Source organism: Ideonella sp. (genome assembly GCF_044358605.1).
Taxonomy (GTDB): Bacteria; Pseudomonadota; Gammaproteobacteria; order Burkholderiales; family Burkholderiaceae_C; genus Ideonella.
Genome location: NZ_JBIKNQ010000058.1, coordinates 1 through 20,692 on the forward strand (window position 1 = coordinate 1; position 20,692 = coordinate 20,692).

Sequence of the window (20,692 nt, forward strand, 5' to 3'; positions counted from 1 at the left end):
GGACACCTACATCCGGTGGTACAACGAGGCACGGATCAAAGTCTCACTTGGAGCCCGCAGCCCGATCGAACATCGCCGGACGCTGGGGATCGCTGTTTAACCAGTCCAAGTTTTCTGCCGCACCCCCGCCACGCTCACGATATTGCCCAGGTACTTGGTCAGCGTCGGGTCCACATGGTTGCGGCCCATGGCGGCTTGCACCAAGCCCACCACGCGGCTAATCAGCCAGCGACCCACAATCCAAAACGCCAGCGAGGCCAAGACCTTGATGGCCAGCTCAGTGACGGTGGTGCTCAGAAAGTTCTGCAGAAATGCGGTATCCATGGATCGGACTCCTCCGGTCAGGGTTGGAAAACGGCGCGAGTGTGCCCAGAGGCGGTGACAACTTGTCACCGGCGGCGCCACACGGATGAGGGTCTGCCCCTATAAATCACACCCGCCCGGCTGCGATGATGCATCCCAACGACAGCCCCGTGACATGCAGCCCTCCACCCCGGGGCTCGTCTGTCAGCCCACCGCAATCCGACGGGCGTAGGCTGTGCCCCGGTACAGGCCTTTTTGCCCCATCAGGGCAGCACCTCGTGGCGACAGGCCCGCCCCCCCATTCCAACTGATTCAGGAGACAGAGATGAGCCAGACCAAAGACGTTTTCGTCGTGGGCGCTGCCCGCACCGCCATTGGCACCTACGGCGGAACCTTGAAGGACACCCCGCTGTCTGAGCTGGCCACCCTGGCCGTCAAGACCGCCATCGCCCGCAGCGGCGCCGACGCCGCCCGCATTGGCCACCTGGCCATGGGCACCGTCATCCCCACCGAGCCGCGCGACGCTTACCTCTCCCGCGTGGCCGCTGTGCAAGCCGGCCTGCCCAAAGAGACCCCAGCTTTTAATGTGAACCGCCTGTGCGGCTCGGGCCTGCAAGCCATCATCTCGGCCTCGCAAGCCATCATGCTGGGCGATTGCGAGATGGCCATCGGCGCCGGTGCCGAGTCCATGAGCCGTGGCGCCTACCTCATGCCCAATGCCCGCTGGGGTGCGCGCATGGGCGACACCCAAATCTTGGACATGATGGTCGGCGCCCTGCACGACCCCTTCCACAAGATCCACATGGGCATCACCGCTGAGAACGTGGCCGAGCAGTTCGGCATCAGCCGCGAGCAAATGGATGCTCTGGCCGTCGAGAGCCACCGCCGTGCCGCCGCCGCCATCGAGGCCGGCCGCTTCAAAGACCAAATCGTGGGCGTCGAGATCGCCAGCCGCAAGGGCACGGTGGTGTTTGACACCGACGAACACGTCAAGCCCGGCACCACCATGGAAACCCTGGCCAAGATGCGCGCCGCCTTCAAGAAGGACGGTAGCGTCACGGCCGGCAATGCCTCGGGCCTGAACGATGGCGCGGGCGCCGTGGTGCTGGCCAGTGGCGACGCCGTCAAGAGCGGCAATCTGCGCCCCCTGGCCCGCTTGGTCACCTATGCCCACGCCGGTGTCGAGCCCACCATCATGGGCATTGGCCCGGTGCCCGCCACCCGTATCGCCCTGGAGCGAGCCGGCCTGAGCGTGAACGACCTGGACGTGATCGAGTCCAACGAGGCCTTCGCCGCCCAAGCCTGCGCCGTGGTCAAAGAACTGGGCCTGGACCCCGCCAAGGTCAACCCCAACGGCTCGGGCATTTCGCTAGGCCACCCGATTGGGGCCACCGGCGCCATCATCACCACCAAGGCCCTGTATGAACTGCAGCGCATTGGCGGCCGCTACGCCCTGGTGACCATGTGCATTGGCGGCGGCCAAGGCATTGCGGCCATCTTCGAGCGCGTTTAAGCCCTGGCTGAGACTGGTGCCAACCGGCGCCAGTCTCAACTTCGGCACGGAAGCGCCGATGACCTGATTGAAAGGCCTCTTTGGGCCTGATCGGGACCCTCATCGTGCTGACCCGTCGCTCACTTCTCTTGGCCAGCGCTGCGCTGGCCAGTGCTGCGCAAGCCCAATCTGGGGCCTTGCGCTTGGCTGTCGTGCCCCAATTCCCGGCACTTGAGCTGCACAAAGCATGGAGCCCTTTGGTAGAAGCCCTGCAAAGCAGTACCGGCCTGAAGCTGGAGCTGGTGCTGCCAGGCTCCATCCCTGCCTTTGAGGAAGGCTTTCTGCAAGGCCAGTGGGACCTGGCCTACATGAACCCGTATCACGCGGTCATGGCCCACCGCGCCCAAAGCTACAAACCCTTGGTGCGCGACGACGACCCGCTCTCCGGCCTGCTGGTGGTGCGGGCCGACAGCCCCCTGCGCCAGGTCGGTGAGCTGATGGACCGCAGCATTGCCTTCCCTGCGCCCAATGCCTTCGGCGCCTCGCTCTATATGCGCGCCTTGCTGACTGAAAAGCACGGCCTGCGCTTCACCCCGCAATACCTCAAGACCCACAGCAACGCCTACCGCGCCGTCGCTGCAGGCACGGCCATTGCGGCCGGCGGGGTCAAGGCCACGTTGGACGCCGAACCCTCAGAGCTGCGTGCGCAACTGCGGGTGCTGTTTGAAACACCCGCCACGCCTTCGCACCCGCTGTGTGCCCATCCCCGTGTCAGCGAGGCCAGCCACAAACAGATCACCCAGGCGTTGCTTGGCCTGACCAAGTTGGAGACAGGCCGCAAGCTGCTGCAGGCCGCGCAACTGGACCGCATCGTCACCGCCGACTATCGACGCGACTATGCGCCATTGGAAAGTTTGGGCCTGGACAAGTATGTCCAAAGAAACTAAGCCAGGATCGTCTACGCCCGCCCTGTGGCGCCGCTTGCTGGCCCAGCACAACCGCCTGGGCTTGCAAGCCCAGCTGCTCTGGACCATGGGCTTGTTGATGCTGCCCGTCTGTATCGGCCTCACCGCATGGTCGGTGCACGACGCAGGCCTGCATGAGCGCTCCCGCGTTGAAGCCCAAGCGCAAGCCCTGGCGCGTTCGCTCAGTGGCGCAGCCGCTACTCCTGTGCTCACCGGCGAACTGGCACAACTGGAAGGCCTGCTGCTGCAGATCGCCGAGTTCCCGGAGGCCCGTCGGCTCACTATTGCCCATGAGGGCAAGGTGCTTTCCGATGTAATGGCCAGCGCCACCGAGCGCCCCAAGGCGCTGTTCGGTCAGCGCATTGACACCGCACCGGACCCTGCCATCGCGCGCAACGGGCGCGTTGTGCGAGACAGCCGCCCCAGCTACGGCAGCCCATTTGACGGCGGCCTGATCGAGAACAGAACTGACGCGGTGGTGGTGTGGACACCCATCCTCGGTGCACAGGTCATCGGCTGGATCCGCGTCGAGCTTTCGGCCGACGGCATCGTGGCCGACCAGCGCGCAGCGCTCTTCTATGGGGGCTTGGTGTCGGTGGTGGTGATGGCCACAGCCTTGTTGCTGCTGAACATCTTGCTGCGCCGCAGCCTCTCGCCCTTGCGCAGGGCGGCACGATTTGCAGCCCGCCTGCCCCGTGCGGTGGGCTCTACCTTGGATGACGAAGGCGGCTCCCAAGAAACACGAGAGCTACGCCAAGCCTTGAACTTTGCCTCGGTGCATTTGCACCACCAATATCAGCGCCAGCACGAGCATGTGGCGCAACTGGACACCATCACCGAGCTGTCCTCCGACGGCTTTGCCGTCATCGACAACGCGGGGCAATTGGCTTATGCCAACCCGGCCTTTCGCCTGATGACGGGTTGCGCCTTCCAAGGTGAGTCCTTGAACAACCTGCTGGCTGGCCTGCGAGAGCGGCTGACCCCCGCCGCGCCCGTGCTGCAAGCCGAGGCCTGGCTAGACGGCAAGGCCCATGAATACACCCTGCCCTTCAGCGCCCCCGCCGACATGGTGCTGCACCTCACCGTGCGGCCCGGTGTGGGCCAATACCGGCAGCTTTTGTATGTGCGCGACGTGAGCCGTGAGGCCGCCATCGACCGCATGAAGAGCGAGTTCTTGGCCACTGCGGCGCATGAGCTGCGGACACCCATGGTGAGCATCTTTGGCTACACCGAGCTGATGATCAAACGGCCGGTGCGCGAAGATCAGCGTAAGGAGATGCTGGAGGTGGTGCACCGCCAAACCCAGCGCCTGATCGAGCTGGTCAACGACCTGCTCGACTTGGCCCGCATCGAGGCTCGCCAGGGCGCGGACTTCAAGCGCCAAGTACAGCCCGTACAGCCGCTGATCAAAGAAGCGGTCGAGGCCATCATCGTGCCCGGCGGCAAGCATTCAGCCCGCATCGAGGCCGCAGCGGACTTGCCTTTGGTCTCGGTGGACGGCCAGCAGATGGGCCGGGTCTTGAACAACCTGATCTCCAACGCCGTGAAGTATTGGCCCGAGGGCGGTGAGATCGTGGTGGCCGCCAAGCCCAGCCCGCATCAGGGCGTGGCCGGTGTGAGCCTGAGCGTGCGCGATGGCGGCATGGGCATGTCACCGCAGCAGTTGGCCCGAGCCTTCGAGCGCTTCTTCCGTGCCGACCAAGCCTGCCACATCCCTGGCACCGGCCTGGGCCTGTCGCTGGTCAAAGAGATCGTGCAACTGCATGGCGGCACCATCCACATGGACAGTGCTCTCAACGAAGGCACCACGGTCAGCATCTGGCTGCCCGTGGCCCGCGAGGACGTGCCAATAGCACCGGCCGTCAACAGTGCTCCGGCCTTGGCCAGCACCGCCGAGGCCGACCCCGTCACCTCATAAAAAGCGTTCGAGCAAACGCTTGGAGTGACGGTCGAGTTGGGTGAGGTCGCGCACCTCAAACACAATGCCGTGGCCGCTGGTGATCAGCAGGCGCCCGCGCTCGGGCAGGCGGCGGATGTCTTCCTCCACCTTCAACACCAAGTGGGTGGGGCCGCGGTCGGTGTCCACCTCCCAGGTGCTGGGTGTGGAGAAGGTAGAGACACTGCGAATCCGCTGGATCTGCGGCATGAACTCGCGCGCCGCCAACTCCTCCAAGAGCAAGGCGCGGCTGGATTCAGGCAAGGCATCCACGCGGGCAATAAAAGCCAGCTCTTTGCCCTCGGCACTGACCAGCGAAACATGCTCGCGGGGCGCACTGATGGGAAAGGCCCGCACAGGCACCACGCCCTCGTGAGTGTGGCCGTCGGGGGTGGTACACACCAAGCGCCCATGTGGGTTGCGAGACAGGGTCAGGCTCAAAACATTCCTCCTCAATTCGCGGAGTGGGCCGAAGGCTGGGGCAACTGCTGGGCCAGCAGCACGGCGTCGTGGTCAGACTCGCCGTCCTCATCGGCTTCGGCCTTGCGGGCCTGGGCTTCATAGAGCCGCCAGTAGTGGCCTTGTTGGGCCATTAGCTCGTCATGCGGCCCGACTTCCACCACCTCGCCCCGGTCCATCACCACCAAGCGGTCGGCCTTGCGCAGGGTCGAGAGCCGGTGGGCAATGGCAATGGTGGTGCGGCCTTGCACCAGGTTGTCCAGCGCCTTTTGAATCTCTTTTTCGGTTTCGGTATCGACCGCCGACGTGGCCTCGTCCAAGATCAGCAGGCGCGGGTCGATCAGCAGCGCCCGCGCAATGCTGATGCGCTGGCGCTCGCCGCCCGAGAGGCCCTGGCCGCGCTCGCCCACCAAAGAATCATAGCCCTGCGGTAGGCGCAAGATGAAGTCATGCGCATGGGCTGCACGGGCGGCGGCGATGACCTCCTCGCGCGTCGCACCCGGCTTGCCGTAGGCAATGTTCTCGGCAATGGTGCCGAAGAAGAGGAAAGGCTCTTGCAGCACCAGGCCAATGTGCTTGCGGTAATCGGCCACCTTGAAGCGGCGGATGTCGGTGCCGTCAATCAAGATGCGGCCGTCCGTCACGTCATAGAAGCGGCAGATCAGGTTCACCAGCGTGCTCTTGCCCGAGCCGCTGTGGCCCACCAGGCCAATCATCTCGCCGGGGCGAATGTCCAGGTTCAGGCCGCGGATCACCGAGCGGTTGCCATAGCGGAAGGCAATGTTCTCCATGGTCACGCCGCCCAGCACCTGCGGGTCTTTCACTGGGTCGGTGGGCTCCGGCACGTTGGAGACATGGTCCAAGATATCGAAGATGCGCTTGGCACCCGCCGCCGCCTTTTGGGTGACCGAGACAATGCGGCTCATGGAGTCGAGCCGCCCATAAAAGCGCCCGATATAAGCAATGAACGCGGTGAGCACACCGACGGTGATGTCGCCCTTACTGACCTGCCAGATGCCAAAGGCCCAGACCACCAGCAAGCCGATGTCGGTGAGCAAGGACACCGTGGGCGTGAACAAGCTCCAAGTCTTGTTGAGCTTGTCGTTAACCGCCAGGTTTTGCTTATTGGCCTCGCGGAAGCGGCCGGCCTCGCGGCCCTCTTGCGCAAAGGCCTTGACCACGCGGATACCCGGAATGGTGTCGGCCAACACATTGGTCACCTCGCCCCAGACGCGGTCGATCTTCTCGAATCCGGTGCGCAGGCGGTCGCGCACCATGTGGATCATCCAAACGATGAAGGGCAGCGGCAGCAAGGTGACCAGCGCCAGCCAGGGGTTGATGGAGAACAGGATCACCGAGGTCATGCCCAGCATCAGCACGTCGGTCGCAAAGTCCAGGGCATGCAAGGAGAGGAAGACCGAGATGCGGTCGGTCTCTGAGCCGATGCGGGCCATCAGGTCGCCCGTGCGCTTGGCGCCAAAGTAGTCCAGCGACAGCTCCAGCAAATGCTCAAACGCCGTGGTGCGCAGGTCGGCCGCCATGCGCTCTGAGACCAGCGCCAGCAGCCAGGTTCGGGCCCAGCCCAGGCCCCAGGCCAACAGCCCCGAGCCCAACAAGCCCGAGAGCAGCAACATCACATAGTGGGGGTCGATCTTCTGTCCGTTCTGGAAGGGGATCAGCACCTCGTCCATCAACGGGATGGTCAAGTAAGGCGGCACCAGCGTGGCCGCCGTGGAGGCCAGGGTCAGCACAAAGCCAAAAATCAGTTGCCACTTGTAGGGCTTGGCAAAGCGGCCCAGGCGCAACAGCACCCAGGTGGACGGAACCTCCGTCAGCTCGCGGCTGCACAGTGCGCATTCGTCGCTGTCGTCGGGTAGCGGCGCATGGCAAGAGGGGCAGCGTGTCGGGTCCTCGCCCTCGGCGGTTTGGCCGCTTTGCAAGGCCACTTGCACTTGCTCAAAGCGCTTCACAAACCGCAGGGCCTGCACATTGACCCCGAGCGTGAAGCGCCAACGCGCCAAGCGCTCGGTGGCCGAATGCAGCTCCAAGGTGCCGACCCCGGCATGGTCTTGGTGCTGCAAGCTGTGGCCCGCCGTCAGCGGGTAGGCCACCCAGTCGCTGGCACCCGGCAGCCGGGCCAGCAAACGCTGCGTGGTCAAGAGCAAGTGGCCAGATCCAAACCTCAAGCCCTCGTCCAGGTCAACCGGCAGGTGCGCCAGCGCGTTTTCCGCCGCATGGAGCGGCGGCATCGCGCCGCCCAAAGCCGCCTCGATGGCCCCGGAAGGTCCGGCGCCCGTCAGGCTCAACGAGGGAGAGTGTTCGTGGTCATGCATGGTGGGGGATTCTCGGTCAAAGCCGATGCCTCACAACGCCAAGTGCGCCAGCGCGTTGACCCGCACACAGAACCGTCCATTCCCGGCGCAAAATCACACCCTCAACTCGTTCCTCCCGTTTTTGGACCCGATTGCCAATGACCGCAGCCCCCTCTGAGCTCCAACTGCAACGCATCACCTATTTGCGCGGGCCCAATATCTGGACCTATCGCCCTGTGATGGAGGTCTGGCTGGACCTGGGGGCCCTGGAGCAATCCCCGTCCAATGCCCTGCCCGGCTTCACCGACCGCCTGCTGGCCCTGCTGCCGGCACTTGAAGAGCACCACTGCGGCGTGGGCGAGCGCGGCGGCTTCATCCAGCGCCTGCGTGAGGGCACCTGGGCCGGCCACATCCTGGAGCACTGCGTCATCGAGTTGCTGAACCTGGCGGGCATGCCCACCGGCTTTGGCCAAACCCGCTCCACCTCGCAGCCCGGCGTCTACCGCATGGTGTTCCGGGCGCGCAATGAGCAAGTTGGCCGCGCTGCGCTCATGCAAGGCCATGCCTTGCTGATGGCCGCCATCAACGATCAGCCCTTTGATGTCAAAGCCGCGGTCGATGTGGTGCGCGAAGCCATTGACGACTGCTACTTGGGCCCCTCCACTGCCTGCATCGTGGGCGCCGCCACCGACCGTCGCATCCCGCACATCCGCCTGAATGACGGCAATTTGGTGCAGTTGGGCTATGGCGCTGCCCAGCGCCGCATCTGGACTGCCGAGACGGACCTCACCGGCGCCATTGCCGAAACCATTGCGGGCGACAAAGACCTGACCAAAACCTTGCTCAAGGCCTGCGGCGTGCCCGTGCCCGAAGGCGTGGTGGTGGCCAGCCCCGAAGAAGCCTGGGACGCAGCCCAAGACATCGGCCTGCCCGTGGTCGTCAAGCCCACCGACGCCAACCATGGCCGGGGCGTCACCCTCGACCTCTCCAAGCGCGAAGACATCGAGGCCGCCTTCAAGGTGGCCGATGCCGAAGGCTCCGAGGTCATCGTCGAGAGCTTCATCCGGGGCAATGAGCACCGCATGCTGGTGGTGGGCGGCCAACTGGTGGCCGCCGCCCGGGGCGACGAGGCCTGGATCACCGCCGACGGCCAACACACGGTGACGCAGTTGATCGACAGCCAGATCAACTCCGACCCGCGCCGTGGCACCACCGAAGACCACCCGCTGAACCGACTCGATCCGCAAGATGACCCGGTCATCATGCTGGACCTGCAGCGCCAAGGCTTTGGCTTGAACGACGTGCCGCCTGCCGGTAAGCGCCTGCTGGTGCAGCGCAACGGCAATGTGGCCATTGACTGCACCGACGATGTGCACCCCGAGGTCGCCCACAGCGTCTGCCTGGCCGCCAAGGCCGTGGGCCTGGACATCGCCGGCATCGACCTGGTCTGCGAAGACATCCGCCGCCCCCTGCAAGCCCAAGGCGGCGCCATCGTCGAAGTCAACGCCGGCCCCGGCCTGTTGATGCACTTGAAGCCCGCCGAGGGCCAGCCTAGGCCGGTGGGGCAGGCCATCGTCGAGCACCTCTTCCCCTCTGAGCAAGAAGGCGACAGCGACCGCCCAGGCCGCATCCCCATCGTCGGCGTGGCGGGCTCGCAAGGCACGGCCACCATTGCGCGGGCTGTGGCTTGGTTGGTGCACCTCTCAGGCCGCCCCACCGCCCTGGCCTGCCAAGACGGGCTCTTCATTGGCAGCCGCCGCATCGAGCGGGCGGGCAAGCCCTACTGGGACCAAAGCCACCGCCTGCTGATGAACCGCGACGCCCGCGCCGCCGTGTTCGAAAACCCGGCCAGCCTGATCCTCGACGACGGCCTGCCCTACGACCGCTGCCATGTGGGCGTGGTCACCGACTTTGAAGGCTGGCAAGCCCTGGCCCGCCACGATGTGCGCGAAGCCGAGCACCTGCACAAAGTGCTGCGCACCCAGATCGACGTGGTGTTCAGCGACGGCGCGGGCGTGCTCAATGCCAACGACGCCCGCGTGGCTGCGCTGGCTGAGCTGTGCGACGGCGAAGTGCTGTTTTACGGCCACGAGGCCGACGGCCAACTGCCCACCGCCCTGGTCGACCACCTGGCCCAAGGCGGCCGCGCCGCCGTGCTGCGCCAAGGCACGGTGCGCCTGCAAAGCGGCGCCAGCAGCGTGGCCACGCTGGACATCGCCGGCCTGCTGGAGCGCCACGGCATGGGCGGCGACACCGCGCTGACCCACGCCCTGCTGGCCGCTGTGGCCAGCGCCTGGGGCTTTGGCATCTCGCCCGAGCTGATTGCCGCCGGCATTGAAACCTTTCCGCTGCGCGCTCCCGCCTGAGCACCTGCCCTGCATTACCCCCGCCTTGAGCATCGGACACCCTCATGGATATCTCCCGCATTCGCGCGCTTCGCGGCCCCAATCTCTGGAGCCGCCACACCTCTGTCGAGGCCATCGTGGCCTGCACTGAGCAAGAGCGCTCGCTGACCCACCTGCCCGAGTTTGAGAACCGCCTGCGCGCCCTCTTCCCCGGCATGGGGCCGCTGCGCCGCCAGCCCGACCAAGCCTCGCTGGCCCATGTGCTGGAAACCGCCACGCTGGCCTTGCAGGCCCAGGCGGGTTGCCCGGTGAGCTTTTCGCGCAGCACCGAAACGGTGGATCGCGGCACCTTCCAAGTGGTGGTCGAGTACAGCGAAGAAGACGTGGGCCGCAAAGCCCTGCTGGCGGCCGAAGCGCTGATCCGCGCCGCGCTAGGCGAGCCCGACGCCCCCGCCTTTGACGCCGACGCCGTGCTGGCCGAGCTGCGCGAGCTGGACGAAGACATCCGCTTAGGGCCCTCCACCGGCTCCATCGTCAACGCGGGCTTGGCGCGCGGCATTCCCTATCGGCGCCTGACCAGCGGCTCGCTGGTGCAATTTGGCTGGGGCTCCAAACAGCGCCGCATCTGGGCCGCTGAGGTCGATTCGACCAGCGCCGTCTCAGAGTCGATTGCCCAAGACAAAGACCTCTGCAAAAACCTGCTGCGCGCTGCCGGTGTGCCCGTGCCGCTGGGCCGTCCCGTCGAGAGCCCCGACGACGCCTGGGAAGCCGCGCAAGAGATCGGCCTGCCTGTGGTCTGCAAGCCGCAAGACGGCAACCAGGGCAAGGGTGTGACCGTCAACATCACCACACGCGAGCAACTCGACCTGGCCTACAAGGCGGCCGAAGTCATCGGCCAGCCCATGGTTGAGAAGTTTTTGCCCGGCAGCGACTACCGCCTGCTGGTGGTGGGCGACAAACTCATTGCCGCCGCCCGCCGCGACCCGCCGCATGTGATTGGCGATGGCAGCCACACCGTCAAGCAACTGGTCGATCAAGTCAATGCCGACCCACGCCGTGGTGACGGCCATGCCACCTCGCTCACGAAAATCCGCTTTGACGACATCGCCGTCGAGCGCCTCTCGCAGCAAGGCCTGACGCCCCAGTCGGTGCCCGAAAAGGGCCAGCGCGTCGTCCTACGCAACAACGCCAACCTGTCCACCGGCGGCACCGCCACCGATGTGACGGACGACGTCCACCCAGATGTCGCTGCCCGCGCGGTGGCCGCAGCCCGCATGATCGGCCTGGACATCTGCGGCGTCGATGTGGTGTGCGAAAACGTCATCCGCCCCATGGAAGAACAAAGCGGCGGCGTGGTCGAGGTCAATGCTGCCCCCGGCCTGCGCATGCACCTGAGCCCCAGCTTTGGCAAGGGCCGCGCGGTGGGTGAAGCCATCATCAACCACCTCTATGCGCCGGGCGACGACGGCCGCATCCCCGTGGTGGCCGTCACCGGCACCAATGGCAAGACCACCACCGCGCGCCTGATGGGGCACTTGTTTGCCGCCAGCGGCTTGCGCGTGGGCATGACCAACACCGACGGCGTGCATGTCAACGGCCGCCAGATCGACTCTGGCGACTGCTCTGGCCCCAAGAGCGCGCGCAATGTGTTGATGAACCCCGAGGTCGATGCCGCCGTGTTTGAAACCGCGCGTGGCGGCATCCTGCGCGAAGGCCTGGGCTTTGACCGCTGCCAAGTGGCCGTTGTCACCAACATTGGTGCGGGCGACCACCTGGGTCTGAACTACATCACCACGGTCGAAGACCTGGCGGTGCTCAAGCGCGTGATCGTGATGAACGTGGCCAAGACCGGCTATGCCGTGCTCAATGCCACCGACCCGCATTGCGTGGCCATGGCCGCCAAGTGCCTGGGCGGCGTCATCTACTTTGCCCAAGACAAGCATCACCCCGTCTTGGCCACGCACCGCGCCCAAGGCCTGCGTTGCGTGTTTGTCGACGACGGCCAACTCGTGGCCTCCGAAGGCACCTGGCGCGAATGCGTGCCGCTGCGCGACGTGCCCCTCACCCGCAATGGCGCCATCGGCTTCCAAGTTGAAAACGCCATGGCCGCGATGGCGGCTGCCTGGGGCGTGGGCTTGTCGTGGGACGCCATCCGCTCGGGCCTCGCCAGCTTCCAGGCCGACACCAGCAATGCGCCGGGCCGCTTCAACCTGATGGACTACAAGGGCGCCACCGTCATTGCCGACTACGGCCACAACCCGGACGCCATGCGCGCCCTGGTGTCCGCCGTGCAGGCCTTGCCCGGCAACACCCGCAGCGTGGTGATCAGCGGCGCGGGCGATCGGCGTGACGAAGACATCCGCGAGCAAACCCAAATCTTGGGCCAGGCTTTTGACGAAGTCATCCTCTACCAAGACGCCTGCCAACGCGGCCGTGAAGACGGCGAAGTCATCGGCCTGCTGCGCCAAGGTTTAGAGGGCGCGGCCCGCACCCGCCATGTGCAGGAGATCAACGGCGAGTTCATCGCCATCGACACCGCACTCTCCCGCCTCAAAGCGGGCGACCTGTGCCTGGTGCTGGTCGATCAGGTCGAAGAGGCCCTGGCCCACCTGAGCAAGCGGGTGGCTGAGGGGAATGCCGGGGCCTGAGTACGCACCGGTTGGTGCTCACCCGAGGGCCAGCCGATCCGACTCACACCACTGCTGTTCGTCGGCGGGCACTTGGGCATGCCAGTGCAGCGCCTCTTTGCGGCGCGCGGCAAAGCCTTCAGCGTCGTTCGCCGCGCGGCAGGCTTGCGCCTGAGCCGCAAAGGCGAAGAAGCGCTCAAACGGTGGGGCGTCGTTAGCTTGGCACAGCGCGGCGCAGCGTTGTGCGGCCACCAAGGCCTCACGAGGACGGCCGGCCTTGAGCAAGCTGCAAGACAGCCGGTACTCGGCGCGTTCTTCATGCAGCCAGGTACCGGCCAAACGCCATGCCATCAAGCCGCCTTCAGCGGCTTGCACCATGGCGGCGGTTTCTGCGGCACTGCGGCTGGGCAGCTCTTCCAACTCGGTGGACAGGTTGTTGCCGGCCACGGCCAGGGCGCGCCACACCGGCGCCTCATGCGGCCATTGGGCGAGGCCGTCTTCATCCTGCACCTCGTCCCAGGCCAAGCCATAAGCGGAGATGGCCCGCGCGCGCTCTTTGCGCCCGGTCATGGCGGCGGCCGCATAAGCCAAGGCTGTCACCACTTGTGGGCTCGACAAGCCTTTGAGCGCATCGCTGCGGCCGGCGCACCATTGCAGCGCTGCCACGTGGCAAGCCAAGGCGTCTTGCAGGCTGGGGCCGCCATCCCAGGCGGGTAAGGCCGCCCAGGTGCGGAGCTGGGCCACGCCCTCGGCCCAGCGGCCCAGGTGCTCGCCCCACAGATGGCCTGTCAAGCGCAACAGCGCCAGCACATCGGCAGGTTGGGTGGCCAAGGTGGCGCCAGCTCGCGTCACACGCATTGCGACGCCTTCGGGGTCGATGGTGTGCTCGCTCCATGCGGCATCGATGAAGGCCTGAAACCCTGCCATGACTGAACCTGCTCCTCGGGGCTGAATGAACTCAACGCTACTGTAAGCGCAATACTCGCTCGCGCACCATTCGAGGGCAACCTGCCTATGCAAGCTTTCATCAAGCGGTCGTGATGACTGCGGACTTTGTCATCCGACCCCGGCCGTCAAAGGCAGGTTGACGAGGTCACGGTGATTTGGCTCATTTGATTCAAGCCATTGCCTGCCGTGCAGGTGAAGGTACAGCCTGAGGCGGTGTGGGTCCAGTAATTGGCGCCACCGGCCGTGTCACCTAGGGTGTGATAGGTCGTCGTGGCGTTCTGACCTGCGGTGTAGGGCCCCTTGAACATCGTGGCCTGGCCCATACCCGTGTGGCAGCTCATGTTGTAGGCCACCGTATGCACCGGCAAGTTTTGCAAACAGATGGTGCCGTTGCCATTGGCGTCCAGACTGGAGGTGCAGCCGTGGGAGGTTCGGGTGCCGCCTGGCCCCAGCAGCGCAGCCATGCCATAGACCGACAGCATCTTGGAGCGGGCATCGGCCAAGCCCCCCTGAAAGACGGCCACCTGCGCACTGCCTTTGAGGTCCATGAATTTGGGCATGGCCACAGCAGCCAACGAGCCCAAGATGACCACCACGGTGATCAACTCCAGCAGCGTAAAGCCCTGGGCATTTGACCTCTTGAACCCGAGCCGCCTCGCCGGTGAGCGAAACGATTTCATAGAGACATTGTCGGCCCGAAACCCGCTGACTTTAGATTTTGCGCTCCCAGCTCAGGCGGAGTGACGGCCGGGTTTGGGTGACCTGATCCAGACTGACCGTGCCTGTGGCCTGGGTCACACGGATGCGCTCTAGCTCATCACGCGCCAGCCATTGCGACAGCGCCAGGCGCCACATCGACTGGTCGCTCTGCCGCCAGGCAGCAAACACATCTACCGAGCGCTGTGCACCAAAGCCCAGCACCCGCCCGTTGGGCTGGGTAGCACTGCTGCTGCCTTGGGCTTGCACATTCACCCCAGCCGTCAGTGCTGAAGCCTTGGGCCGATAGTCCACCCCCAGGTTCAGCGCCCAAGGCGGCTGGGCGGGCAGGCGCCCCCCGGCCAGCGCCACGTCCAGCAGGCGCGAGCGGTTCAGCGTCAGTCCGCCGCGCAGCTCCAGCGCCGGGCCTTGCGGCCACCAGCGTTGCAGCGGGCCATTGGCTTCCACCCCTAAGCTGAACACCTCGGCACGGTCAAAGTTGGCACGGCGCAGTACCCAGGTGGTGGTGCCCGGAAGTTGGGTGGAGGGCTCAGCCAGCAGTTCATCCAACACCACCTGATCAATGCGCTTCAGCCCCACATTCAGGGTGAACTGTGCGCCCGGCCCCAGCGGATGCTCCCAGCCGCCGTCCAGGCTCCAGGCCAACTCGGGCTGCAGCGCCGGGTTGCCCTGGTTGGTGGGGGTGACGACGCTGTTTTCATTGGCCACATAGCGGCGCGGCGTCAGCTCTCGGGCATTGGGCAGGCGATAGCTGCGGCTCAAGGCCAGTTTGAGCTGGTCTTTGCTGTCAGGCAATGACCACATAGCCCGCAACACCGGGCTCCAGACGGAGTGCGACTGCCGCACCTCTGCGTCGACCGAATCACCCAGCCCCAGATTGCGCTGCTGACTTTGGCTGACCGTGCGCAAGCCTTCCCAGCGCAGCCCCAGTGAGGCTGTCAGCGCAGGGCTTAGCACCCAGTCGTCTTGGGCAAACAAGGCAAGGCGTTGCACCTGGGCGTCATAGACCTCGTCCAGGTTTTCCGGCAACCAGCCGCCGGGCAGGGCTTGCTCGCGCTGAATGCGGTCCTCTTGCCGTTTCGCCCACTCCAAACTGCCGCCCATGGCCAGTGTGTGCGCCTCACCCAGTGGCAGCCGACCTTTGGCGCTGGCGTTCAAGGATTGATCAACGGCCAGTGAATCCACATGCGTTTGGCGCACGCGCAGGCCCGCAGCGTTGTCCCCCACAAAGTCGGCCACCTGATTGCGGCGCACACCGGTGTAGACCAAGCTGCTGTCCCACACGCGGCCGTCGGCTTGCTTGAGCTGCCAGCTCAAGCGGCTGCGCAGCATCACGCTGCGAGGCTCCAACACCAGTTGGTTGCGGCTCAGTTGCGGCGGCGGGCCTAGCTCGGCAAAGCGCTGGTCGGTCGCGCCGCCGGGGGTTTGAAACACGCGCAACAGATGGTCGGTACTGAGCTGGTGGCCCTCGCCCAAAGTCCAGGCCAAGCGCGGCGCCAGGGTCAGGCTTTGGTCGCGGCCACCCTCTTGTTTGTCGGTCACATAGGACTGGGTCAATTGGCCCTGCGCATCGCGGCTTTGCACCACCATGCGCACGGGCCAGCGCAGCGGCTCATGGGCCAAGCCGAGGTTCAGGCCCCAGCTCAGGTCGCCGTCTTTGTCGCCCAGGCTCAGGTCGGCCGAGGCCCGCGCTCGGCCCTCATAGCTGCCAGTGCCCAGCTTTAGCTCGCGCTGAGCCCAGCGCGGTGCCCGGCGGGTCACGATGTTGATGCTGCCGGCCACGCCCTGGGCGCTCCACTCGGCGCTGCCGCCACGCAAGATCTCCACGCGCTCGATCAGCTCGGGCGACAACTGCTCGACCGCAAAGCCCTTGGGCAGCGGCTCGCCATTGAGCAAGATCTGGGTATAGCCCCCGCCCAAGCCATTGAGCGTCAGCTCTGCGCGCCCGGCCGCTCCCAGCACCGTGATGCCCGGCACACGCCGCAAGGCGTCGACCAACTGGGTGTCCCCATGGCGCAGCAGTTCTTCGCGGCTGACCACGCGCTTGCCCGCGATATCGGCGCGCTGCGCCTGCTGCGCGTCGCTGCGCACCTCAACGGTTTGCGTGGGGTTTGCAGCGGCCTCTTGGGCCCAGCCGCCAGCCGGTGTGGCGGCAGCAGCCATCAACAGCACAGCCTTCTGGGCTGCGCCTCCTCTCAAGCCTGTCATCAACGGCTCCCAACAACGATTGAACCCAGCATCTATGGGGCTGGTGGGAGCACTATATCGACGGCTTTGGCCGATGGTGCCTAGGGCAAGACCTATACGTATCCCTAGACCAACTTCATATCCAGGGCGAGAGTGTCCGCAAAAACCCGAGCAAGCTGCGCCGGGCTCAGGCCGTATTGGCGGGCCCAGAGTGCCGCCAACATCGCGCGGTAGTTGGTGAGCACCGGCATGTCGCGCCCTTGGTGCAAGGTTTGCGGGGTCAGCGCCACTTGCTCACCGGCGATCTTGCCGCCGCTGACCGCGCCGCCCAGCACCCAATACACCGTGCCGTGTCCGTGGTCAGTGCCGCGCGTGCCGTTTTCTCGGAAGGTGCGACCAAACTCGCTGGCCACCACCACCACGGTGTTGTCCCATTGCGGCCCCAAAGCTTTGGCCAGGCTGACCATGCCGCGCGACAGCTCGCCCAGCTTGGTGGCCAAGGTGCCGGTAGCGCCACCCTGGTTGGCATGGGTGTCCCAGCCGCCAATGTCCACAAAGCCCAAGGCCACGCGCTCGCGCATCAAGGTGCCGATGCGGTGGGCTTCGGCCTCAAAGCCAGCCGCCGGCATGGCGCCCCGACTGGCGGCCATCTCTTGGCCCAGCTCCTTCATCACCTCGCGGCGGGTTTCAAAGCCGTCGGCCACCGCAGGCGCTAAGCGGGTGCCGCCATACATCTGCTCGATCAGCCGCGCTTGCTCGTCGTTCACGCCCAAGCTTTGCACCGACCGCAGTGGGTGGTTGGCCACCACTTGCGGCCCTTGGAAGGACAGCGGCAAGCCCGGCGTGAAGGCCAGCACCTCGCGGCCTGCGGGCTCGCGCGAGCTGGCGCCCAGCACCGCCGCCAGCCGGTTGATGAAGCCGCTGCGGTAGTTGCGCCCTGGCCCTTCGCCTTGGCCCAGCTCAAAGCTGTCTTGGGTTTCAAAGTGGCTGCGGCTCAGGTCCGCACTGCCCGCAAAAGGCACAAAGGCCAACTGCTTGGCCCGCCACAGGGGCGCCAGCGCCGGCACGGCCGCCGGGGCCAAGGCCCAGTCGCCATCCAAGGCCAAGCTGCCGCCCTCGCTGCCATCGGGCTTGGCCAAGGCGGTGGTGGGCCGGCTGCTGAAATACAGCTCGCTGCCGGTGGGGGCCAGCAGGCCATGCGCGTCATAAGCGCCGCGCAAAAACACCAGCAAAAAGCGCGGCAAGCTGGGCGGTGCCGCCCACAGGCGCGTGGAGAGCACCGGCAGCGCACTGGCCGCCCCCAGGGCTGCGGCTTGGCGCAGCCAGTGGCGGCGCGAGGCATGGAGCAAGTCGGTCATGTCAGCGCATCATGAATTCAGGCGAGGACAGCCACAGCGCGGCGGCGTCACGCGGGTTGGCCGCGCTCATCACCGCTTGGCGCGTGGCTTCGGAGGCAGCGGGCAGCCACAGCGCCTGCACGGTGTCGTGGGGCCAGCGCGGCGCCGGTGGGCGCGGTGCGGCGGGGTCGGCCGGGCTGCCCTCGGTTCTGAAGAGGTTGGGCAAGGGTGCCGCCATGACCCGCGCCAGCTCAAAGCGGGTCACCATCTGCCCCGGCGCCTCCCAGGCGCTGCCCTCTAGCGGGTAGCCGTCGGGGGTTTGGCGGTCAAAGGGCTGCTGGCCCAGGCGCTCCATCCAGCGCAGCACCGGCATGGGGTTGATGAGCGGCACGTCCTCATAGAGCAGGCGCATGGCCGACATCACCCACTGCTGCGGCGTTTTGAACTGCTGGCCCAAGCTGGCCAGCAGCTCCTCGGAGGTCAGCAGCTCTTGCAGCACCTCGGCCATCAGGCCGCGGCTCAGCATGTAGCGGCGCACCAGGCGCTCCACCAAGGCGGGTGAGGGCTTATCGCCCACCCAGTACACGGCCAGGCGCTGACAGAGGTGGCGGGCGGTCTCGGGATGGGCGGCCAGCAGGTCGAGCACCCACTCCAGCCGCTCCAGGCCACTGCCCGGCACGGCCTTGCCCAGCAAGGTTTGGGGCGAGGCATCGTGGCGTGCGGGGTGGAACTCCATCAGCCCATCCAGCACATACGCGGCTTGGTGCTCGGGCTTGAGCTTGGGCACCTCGCCCGTCATGTTCACGCCAAAGCCCGTCAGCACCCGGGCCATGGCCTGCACGTCGGCCTGGGTGTAGCCGCCGTCCACGCCCAGGGTGTGCAGCTCCAGCAGCTCGCGCGCCAAGTTCTCGTTGAGGCGGCCCACGGCATTGGCCTGGTTGTCCAGGTAGAGCAGCATGGCCGGGTGCTTGACGGCAAAGCCCAGCAGGTCTCTAAAACGGCCCAGCGCCAGCGCCGTCAACTGCTGCGAGTAGTCGGCCATCATGGGCCGCAACTGGTTCTTGAACCGGTGAACATTGAAATGGTTGAACCAGAACCAGCCCATTTGCTGCTGCACCTGGCGCTCGCCATAAAGCCCTTGCCACACCAGCTCTAACTGAGCGTGACGACTCTCGGCCGTCAGCCGGTCTTGAAAGGCTTTGTTCTGGCGGGCCTTCTCGTCAGGGTCGGTTTGTTGGTTGGCCAGGCGCTGCTGCGCGGTGGTGCTGTGCAGCAGCCCTGCCATGGCCGGCGTGCCCAGCGCCAGCGTGCGGGCGGGCAGCGTGGTGGGCAGTGCAGGCGGCCAGGGCACGGGGGCCAACTCGCGGGCCAACCAGGCGTTGGGGCCTAAGGCTTCTAGCGCTTGCAAGCTGCTGGCCGTGGGGCCCCAACTCAGCCGCGCCAACCAGCGCGCGCGGAGCAAGGGGCTGGGCAGTGCCCATCGCGATTCGGGAGCGGGCGCGGCGTGCGCACCCAGCATCCACGAGGCAGACACCGCCGCCCAAGCGGCACACCATTCACGGCGTCGCAGCGAGATGGGTCGCTTCAACGTTTGCGCTTATGGCCCTTGCTGCTGGACTTGGCAGGGGCTCCTTCAGGCGCGGCCACGGGCTCGGCCGCCAAAGCAGGCGCATCCTCGGCTGCGTCTTCAGCGCCTTGCTCAACCGCCTCGCTGGCCCCCGGCAAGGCCGCTTGCGGCGTCAGGAACAGCACGCGGCGCAAGTCGGGCTTGTTGGGTGCGCGGCGTGCGTGAAAGCGGCCCAGGGAAGGCACCGCCACGGTGCCCACATCCACTTCGTCGACTTGCTTGCGCAACACCCCAAAGGCCTCGCGCAAGGCTTGGCCCAGCAGGCGAGCGTCTAGGGGCTGCCCCAGCCACTCTGGGTGGGCCTCGGCCACAGCCTGGGCCAAGTCAGCAGGGGTCAGGGTGGCCTTGGCCACGCCGGGCTTTTGCTCGTCGGAGTTGTTCTTGCTCATGGTGTTACAGCGTAGCTGGCAATGTCCTGTGCGTAGAGCCGCTCTAGGCGGGCGCGCGCTTCAGGGGTGATCAGGTCTTTGGGCCACGGGCCTTTTTGGGCGTGCTCGCGGGTCAGCACCGCGCGGTAGGAGTCGCCTCCATGCGCCACGCTGTGCGGCACGCGGGTGGCCTGTAGCTCGTGCACCCAAGCCAAGGCCTTGAAGTCGGTCTCGGGCATGCCCATCATGCGCTCGAATTGATTCAGCTCTGTGAAGAGGTCTTTGCGACTCGCATTAATCATGAAATCCGGCCGCTTCAAGTCTTCAATCTGATGACGCTGTCGCTTGTGATGGGGGTCGCAGCGGTCCAGGTCTTCCATCTCCAGGAAGTCGATAAAGCGCTCAAAGGACAAGCCGTCCACATCGGTGTCTATGCCAAGCTTTTCGCGGATGCTGTCGCGCGCATAGCTCAGGCCCAGCGCATGGCGAAAACTGGAGCCTGCCCGGTCCACCGGGTCGCGCACCACCCGCAGCAGGGTCACGTCTTCAGGCCCCAGCGTCTCGCGCGCCTGCAGATAGTCCTCACGCGCGTAGTACTTGTTGATGCGGTAGTGGTGGGGCCACTCAGAAAACTCGCGCGCCTGCGCCGCCAAGCCCAGCGTGTTCAAGAACCAGATCACCACCGTGGAGCAAGCCGACTTGGCGGAAAACAACACCACAAACTTGCGCTCTGGGTGGATCAGCGGGCGCTCCACCGTGCGCAAAGCTTTGCGCCAGGCCTTGGCCGCATGGTCGGCGGCCTCGGGCTCGAAGATCCAGCGCAGCGGCGCATCTGCCGGGGCGTCTGGTGGCGTGGGCCGGGGCTTAAAGCGGCCCAGGCCCGGCACCTCACTCGGCCCCAAAGCATGGCTGGCCGTTTGCTGGCGCAGTGCGGCCATCGCGGCCCGCACCACTTGCTCGTCTCGGGCACGGTCGCCTGGGGTTAGCCCCCCTTGTCCATAGACGATGGACATCAATTCATCGAATCTCATATGTGGCAGCATACCGTGCCCCGAGGAGGGGGCTCGCA

At 65.9% G+C, this 20,692-nt stretch carries 16 protein-coding genes; 6 read left to right on the forward strand and 10 right to left on the reverse strand.

What is annotated here, in order from left to right:
• On the forward strand, positions 1 to 100 hold a 100-nt coding region (locus tag ACIQ3Q_RS18015), incomplete at its 5' end, for an IS3 family transposase (protein WP_396269573.1).
• Here the strand turns inward: ACIQ3Q_RS18015 and ACIQ3Q_RS18020 are convergent.
• Positions 97 to 324, reverse strand: coding sequence for a hypothetical protein (locus ACIQ3Q_RS18020; RefSeq protein WP_396270562.1), 228 nt, complete (start codon positions 322 to 324; stop codon positions 97 to 99). The two genes, ACIQ3Q_RS18015 and ACIQ3Q_RS18020, sit on opposite strands and share 4 nt — an antisense overlap.
• Positions 325 to 628: 304 nt before the next feature.
• On the opposite strand from ACIQ3Q_RS18020, the gene ACIQ3Q_RS18025 reads away from it, so the two are divergent.
• The 3 genes from ACIQ3Q_RS18025 (at position 629) to ACIQ3Q_RS18035 (ending at position 4,678) form a co-directional block, all read left to right on the forward strand.
• Positions 629 to 1,816: an acetyl-CoA C-acyltransferase family protein gene (locus ACIQ3Q_RS18025; RefSeq protein WP_396270563.1), complete on the forward strand. Its 1,188-nt coding sequence runs from the start codon at positions 629 to 631 to the stop codon at positions 1,814 to 1,816.
• Positions 1,817 to 1,920: 104 nt separating this feature from the next.
• The gene (locus ACIQ3Q_RS18030; protein ID WP_396270564.1) at positions 1,921 to 2,742 is read left to right on the forward strand and encodes a phosphate/phosphite/phosphonate ABC transporter substrate-binding protein; all 822 of its coding nucleotides are present in this window, start codon (positions 1,921 to 1,923) and stop codon (positions 2,740 to 2,742) included.
• Positions 2,726 to 4,678, forward strand: a complete 1,953-nt coding sequence (locus ACIQ3Q_RS18035) for a sensor histidine kinase (RefSeq protein ID WP_396270565.1) — start codon at positions 2,726 to 2,728, stop codon at positions 4,676 to 4,678. Before ACIQ3Q_RS18030 ends, ACIQ3Q_RS18035 begins: the two co-directional genes overlap by 17 nt.
• Here ACIQ3Q_RS18035 and ACIQ3Q_RS18040 read toward each other — a convergent pair.
• Both ACIQ3Q_RS18040 and ACIQ3Q_RS18045 read right to left on the reverse strand, forming a co-directional pair.
• On the reverse strand, positions 4,673 to 5,137 hold the full coding sequence (locus tag ACIQ3Q_RS18040) for a DUF1854 domain-containing protein (RefSeq protein WP_396270566.1): 465 nt from the start codon (positions 5,135 to 5,137) through the stop codon (positions 4,673 to 4,675). The two genes, ACIQ3Q_RS18035 and ACIQ3Q_RS18040, sit on opposite strands and share 6 nt — an antisense overlap.
• 11 nt (positions 5,138 to 5,148) lie before the next feature.
• Positions 5,149 to 7,488: an ABC transporter ATP-binding protein gene (locus tag ACIQ3Q_RS18045; RefSeq protein ID WP_396270567.1), complete on the reverse strand. Its 2,340-nt coding sequence runs from the start codon at positions 7,486 to 7,488 to the stop codon at positions 5,149 to 5,151.
• Between the two features lie 137 nt (positions 7,489 to 7,625).
• Between ACIQ3Q_RS18045 and cphA (ACIQ3Q_RS18050) the strand changes: the two genes are divergently transcribed.
• Positions 7,626 to 9,833 (forward strand): cyanophycin synthetase, encoded by a 2,208-nt coding sequence (gene cphA, locus ACIQ3Q_RS18050; RefSeq protein ID WP_396270568.1) that lies wholly within the window; start codon positions 7,626 to 7,628, stop codon positions 9,831 to 9,833.
• A gap of 44 nt (positions 9,834 to 9,877) precedes the next feature.
• A complete protein-coding gene (gene cphA / locus ACIQ3Q_RS18055) occupies positions 9,878 to 12,460 on the forward strand; it encodes a cyanophycin synthetase (protein WP_396270569.1) in 2,583 nt (860 codons plus the stop codon).
• An 18-nt stretch (positions 12,461 to 12,478) separates the two neighbouring features.
• On the opposite strand, the gene ACIQ3Q_RS18060 is transcribed toward cphA (ACIQ3Q_RS18055), so the two are convergent.
• From ACIQ3Q_RS18060 to ACIQ3Q_RS18090, 7 genes are all read right to left on the reverse strand, one after another.
• Positions 12,479 to 13,366 (reverse strand): hypothetical protein, encoded by an 888-nt coding sequence (locus ACIQ3Q_RS18060; RefSeq protein WP_396270570.1) that lies wholly within the window; start codon positions 13,364 to 13,366, stop codon positions 12,479 to 12,481.
• A 146-nt stretch (positions 13,367 to 13,512) separates the two neighbouring features.
• A complete protein-coding gene (locus tag ACIQ3Q_RS18065; RefSeq protein WP_396270571.1) occupies positions 13,513 to 14,067 on the reverse strand; it encodes a type II secretion system protein in 555 nt (184 codons plus the stop codon).
• Between the two features lie 31 nt (positions 14,068 to 14,098).
• On the reverse strand, positions 14,099 to 16,312 hold the full coding sequence (locus ACIQ3Q_RS18070) for a TonB-dependent receptor plug domain-containing protein (RefSeq protein ID WP_396270572.1): 2,214 nt from the start codon (positions 16,310 to 16,312) through the stop codon (positions 14,099 to 14,101).
• 104 nt (positions 16,313 to 16,416) lie between these two features.
• Positions 16,417 to 17,649, reverse strand: coding sequence for a DUF1501 domain-containing protein (locus ACIQ3Q_RS18075; protein WP_396270573.1), 1,233 nt, complete (start codon positions 17,647 to 17,649; stop codon positions 16,417 to 16,419).
• Position 17,650: 1 nt separating this feature from the next.
• A complete protein-coding gene (locus ACIQ3Q_RS18080) occupies positions 17,651 to 19,216 on the reverse strand; it encodes a DUF1800 domain-containing protein (protein ID WP_396270574.1) in 1,566 nt (521 codons plus the stop codon).
• Positions 19,213 to 19,644, reverse strand: a complete 432-nt coding sequence (locus ACIQ3Q_RS18085; protein WP_396270575.1) for a hypothetical protein — start codon at positions 19,642 to 19,644, stop codon at positions 19,213 to 19,215. The genes ACIQ3Q_RS18080 and ACIQ3Q_RS18085 overlap by 4 nt, the downstream gene beginning before the upstream one ends.
• Positions 19,641 to 20,654, reverse strand: a complete 1,014-nt coding sequence (locus tag ACIQ3Q_RS18090) for a sulfotransferase family 2 domain-containing protein (protein ID WP_396270576.1) — start codon at positions 20,652 to 20,654, stop codon at positions 19,641 to 19,643. The genes ACIQ3Q_RS18085 and ACIQ3Q_RS18090 overlap by 4 nt, the downstream gene beginning before the upstream one ends.
• Between the last annotated feature and the right edge of the window lie 38 nt (positions 20,655 to 20,692).

What these genes read in the sequence shown, in the direction of transcription:
- ACIQ3Q_RS18020 (WP_396270562.1), bottom strand. Translation starts at nt 324, where the DNA reads ATGGATACCGCATTTCTGCAGAACTTTCTGAGCACCACCGTCACTGAG.
- ACIQ3Q_RS18025 (WP_396270563.1), top strand. Translation starts at nt 629, where the DNA reads ATGAGCCAGACCAAAGACGTTTTCGTCGTGGGCGCTGCCCGCACCGCC.
- ACIQ3Q_RS18035 (WP_396270565.1), top strand. Translation starts at nt 2,726, where the DNA reads ATGTCCAAAGAAACTAAGCCAGGATCGTCTACGCCCGCCCTGTGGCGC.
- ACIQ3Q_RS18045 (WP_396270567.1), bottom strand. Translation starts at nt 7,488, where the DNA reads ATGCATGACCACGAACACTCTCCCTCGTTGAGCCTGACGGGCGCCGGA.
- cphA (WP_396270568.1), top strand. Translation starts at nt 7,626, where the DNA reads ATGACCGCAGCCCCCTCTGAGCTCCAACTGCAACGCATCACCTATTTG.
- cphA (WP_396270569.1), top strand. Translation starts at nt 9,878, where the DNA reads ATGGATATCTCCCGCATTCGCGCGCTTCGCGGCCCCAATCTCTGGAGC.
- ACIQ3Q_RS18060 (WP_396270570.1), bottom strand. Translation starts at nt 13,366, where the DNA reads ATGGCAGGGTTTCAGGCCTTCATCGATGCCGCATGGAGCGAGCACACC.
- ACIQ3Q_RS18065 (WP_396270571.1), bottom strand. Translation starts at nt 14,067, where the DNA reads ATGAAATCGTTTCGCTCACCGGCGAGGCGGCTCGGGTTCAAGAGGTCA.
- ACIQ3Q_RS18070 (WP_396270572.1), bottom strand. Translation starts at nt 16,312, where the DNA reads ATGACAGGCTTGAGAGGAGGCGCAGCCCAGAAGGCTGTGCTGTTGATG.
- ACIQ3Q_RS18075 (WP_396270573.1), bottom strand. Translation starts at nt 17,649, where the DNA reads ATGACCGACTTGCTCCATGCCTCGCGCCGCCACTGGCTGCGCCAAGCC.
- ACIQ3Q_RS18085 (WP_396270575.1), bottom strand. Translation starts at nt 19,644, where the DNA reads ATGAGCAAGAACAACTCCGACGAGCAAAAGCCCGGCGTGGCCAAGGCC.
- ACIQ3Q_RS18090 (WP_396270576.1), bottom strand. Translation starts at nt 20,654, where the DNA reads ATGAGATTCGATGAATTGATGTCCATCGTCTATGGACAAGGGGGGCTA.